Annotated in this window: 3 protein-coding genes; all 3 read left to right on the forward strand. The window is 64.8% G+C overall.

Features of this window, described 5'->3' with window-relative positions; all coding sequences use genetic code 11:
- A partial coding sequence (locus VGD20_RS05165; RefSeq protein WP_331133421.1) for an alpha/beta fold hydrolase occupies positions 1–905 on the forward strand: 905 nt, incomplete at its 5' end.
- A gap of 108 nt (positions 906–1,013) precedes the next feature.
- Complete coding sequence (locus tag VGD20_RS05170; RefSeq protein ID WP_331133422.1) at positions 1,014–2,015, forward strand: NAD(P)H-dependent glycerol-3-phosphate dehydrogenase; 1,002 nt, start codon at positions 1,014–1,016, stop codon at positions 2,013–2,015.
- A gap of 113 nt (positions 2,016–2,128) precedes the next feature.
- Positions 2,129–2,467: a hypothetical protein gene (locus VGD20_RS05175; protein ID WP_331133423.1), complete on the forward strand. Its 339-nt coding sequence runs from the start codon at positions 2,129–2,131 to the stop codon at positions 2,465–2,467.
- The last annotated feature ends 92 nt before the right edge of the window (positions 2,468–2,559 follow it).

The following is a 2,559-nucleotide window of genomic DNA, read 5'->3' on the forward strand; positions in this document are numbered from 1 at the left end:
CACCGCTCATCACGCTCGCGCTGCTCTATTTCCTTTTCCCCGAACAGCTTGTGCAACTGATGCGCTGGCTGATGCGCAAACGCGCGCGCGTCGTGCGCAAGACCGTCGCCGTCGACGGCCGCATCTGGCCCTATCTCGAAGGCGGCGATCGGTCGAAGCCGACGCTCGTGATGGTCCACGGCTTCGGCGCCGACAAGGATCACTGGACCTTTTACGCGCCGTGGCTGACGCGCGACTATCACCTGATCGCCCCCGACCTGCCGGGGTTCGGCGAGAATGACCGCAACGGCGAATTGCCGTTCGACGTGACAAGCCAAGCGGCGCGGTTGAAGGGCTTTCTCGATGCGCTCGGGATCGAGCGCCCGCATCTGGGCGGCAACAGCATGGGCGGCTGGATCGCGCTGCGCTTTGCGATCGACTATCCCGATCACCTTCGCACGCTGACGCTGATGAACAATGCCGGGATCATGGGCGCCGACGAAAGCGAATTGCAGAAACTGGCCGCCGACCGCGATTATAACCCGTTGGTGCTCGCCAGCCTCGAGGACGCCGACCGCCTGATCGCCTTCGTCGTCCGCAAGCCTACGCATGTGCCCGCGCGGCTGAAGCCGGTCATCTACGCCGACGCGCTCAAGCACCGCGACCTGCTCGACAAGATTTTCTGGGTCATCGCCGACGAGATGGAGCAGAAGCCGCTCAACGACCAGCTCGGCGGCGTGAAGGTGCCGACGCTGATCGTCTGGGGCCGCCACGACAAGTTGATCGACGTCAGCTGCGTCGCGGTGCTGGAGGCGGGGATCGCGGGCAGCACATCGCACATTTTCGAACATGTCGCGCATGTGCCGATGATCGAGGATCCGAAAGCGACCGCCGAAGTCCAGCGCGCGTTTCTTTCCCGCCACTAATCCTTCCATCGTCACCCCGGATCGAGTCCGGCATGACGAACAGTGGAACCACGCTTGCCAACCCCTCGATCCCGCGTCAGTCTCTCCCGATAATAAGGGGAGAGACAAATGCGGTTGAAGGTCGGCCTGCTCGGTGGGGGCAGCTGGGGGACGACGGTCGCGTCGGTCGTATCGCGCAATGCGCCGATCACGCTTTGGGCGCGCGATGCCGAAACGGTCGACGGCATCAATGCCGATAACGAGAACCGCAAATATCTGCCCGGAATCAAGCTGCCGTCGGCGCTCCGCGCCACCGCCGATATGGCGGAGGTCGTTGCGGGCGCCGATGTGCTCGTCATGGGCGTGCCTTCGCACAGTTTCCGCGCGGTGCTCGAGGAAGCGCGCAACCATCTTCGCCCGTGGGTGCCGGTGATCAGCCTGACCAAGGGGCTCGAACTTGCCTCGGGCAAGCGGATGACCGAGCTGATCGAGGAAGTCCTCCCCGGCCACCCCGTGGGCGTCCTCACCGGCCCCAATCTCGCCCGCGAGATCATGACCGGACAGGCGGCGGCGAGCGTGCTCTCGATGGAGGACGAGATCGTCGTCCGCGCGCTCCAGCCGGTGTTCCATTCGGGGCTGTTCCGCGTCTACACCAACACCGACCTGCTCGGCTGCGAACTGGGCGGCGTGCTCAAGAATATCATCGCGATCGCGGTGGGGATGGGCGACGGCCTCGGCGCGGGCGACAACACACGTTCGGCGCTGATGACGCGCGGGCTTTCCGAAATCACCCGGCTCGGCGTCGCGATGGGCGGACGCGCCGAGACCTTTGCCGGCCTCACCGGCATGGGCGACCTGATTGCGACCTGTACCAGCCCGCTCTCGCGCAACCGCCACGTCGGGGTCGAACTCGGCAAGGGCCGGCCGATCGACGAGATCATCGCGGGCATGAATATGGTCGCCGAGGGGGTAAAGAGTGCGCCCACCGTCATCGCGCTCGCCGAACGTTACCGCCTCGACATGCCGATCGCGCGCGACGTGTTCGATGTGACGCAAGGCAAACGCAGCGCGCAGGACGTGTTTCGCGGGCTGCTCCGCTCGGCGGTGGGCGACGAAGCGCACCCCGGTTGAGCGTTTCCACCGCGACCCGTGCCATTTCGGCGATTAGCCGGGAATAAAAGGCCGATCTGCTTCGTTGACTCCCCTGACCGCCCGGCAATGGGCGGGCAATCAGGAGATGGACGATGAAAAAATGGACCACCCTTGCAATCATTCTGGCGCTCCCCGCCACCGCAGCGGTCGCCGCCGTTCCCTATGGCTCGATGCCCCCGGGATTCGAGGCGCCGCACATCCGCACGTCGCCGATCGCGGGCGTCGTCAACCAGCAATGGTATAATTACAAAGCCGATATTCTCGAGGCGGAGAAGGAGCTGACCAGCGACCTGCGCCATTCGACCGACCGCGAAGACCGCTGGGACGCGTGGGATGAATGGGAGACCGAGGTGGTCGACGCCGACAAGGATTATGTGAAGGAAATGCGCAAGAAGGGCTATCGCAGCGGCCGCGTGACGGTCGGCGGCTAAGCTCTGCCGAGTTACCCGGAGCCTTGCTCCGGGCCGCAGGGAAGGGCGGGTGTCATGGGGCACCCGCCCTTTCTTGTTTGTTGAATCCTCCC

It is taken from the genome of Sphingopyxis sp. (assembly GCF_036402335.1).
In the GTDB taxonomy this organism is placed as follows: domain Bacteria; phylum Pseudomonadota; class Alphaproteobacteria; order Sphingomonadales; family Sphingomonadaceae; genus Sphingopyxis.

Excerpts from the sequence above, each read along its gene's own strand:
- VGD20_RS05170 (WP_331133422.1), top strand. The coding sequence starts at position 1,014 with ATGCGGTTGAAGGTCGGCCTGCTCGGTGGGGGCAGCTGGGGGACGACG.
- VGD20_RS05175 (WP_331133423.1), top strand. The coding sequence starts at position 2,129 with ATGAAAAAATGGACCACCCTTGCAATCATTCTGGCGCTCCCCGCCACC.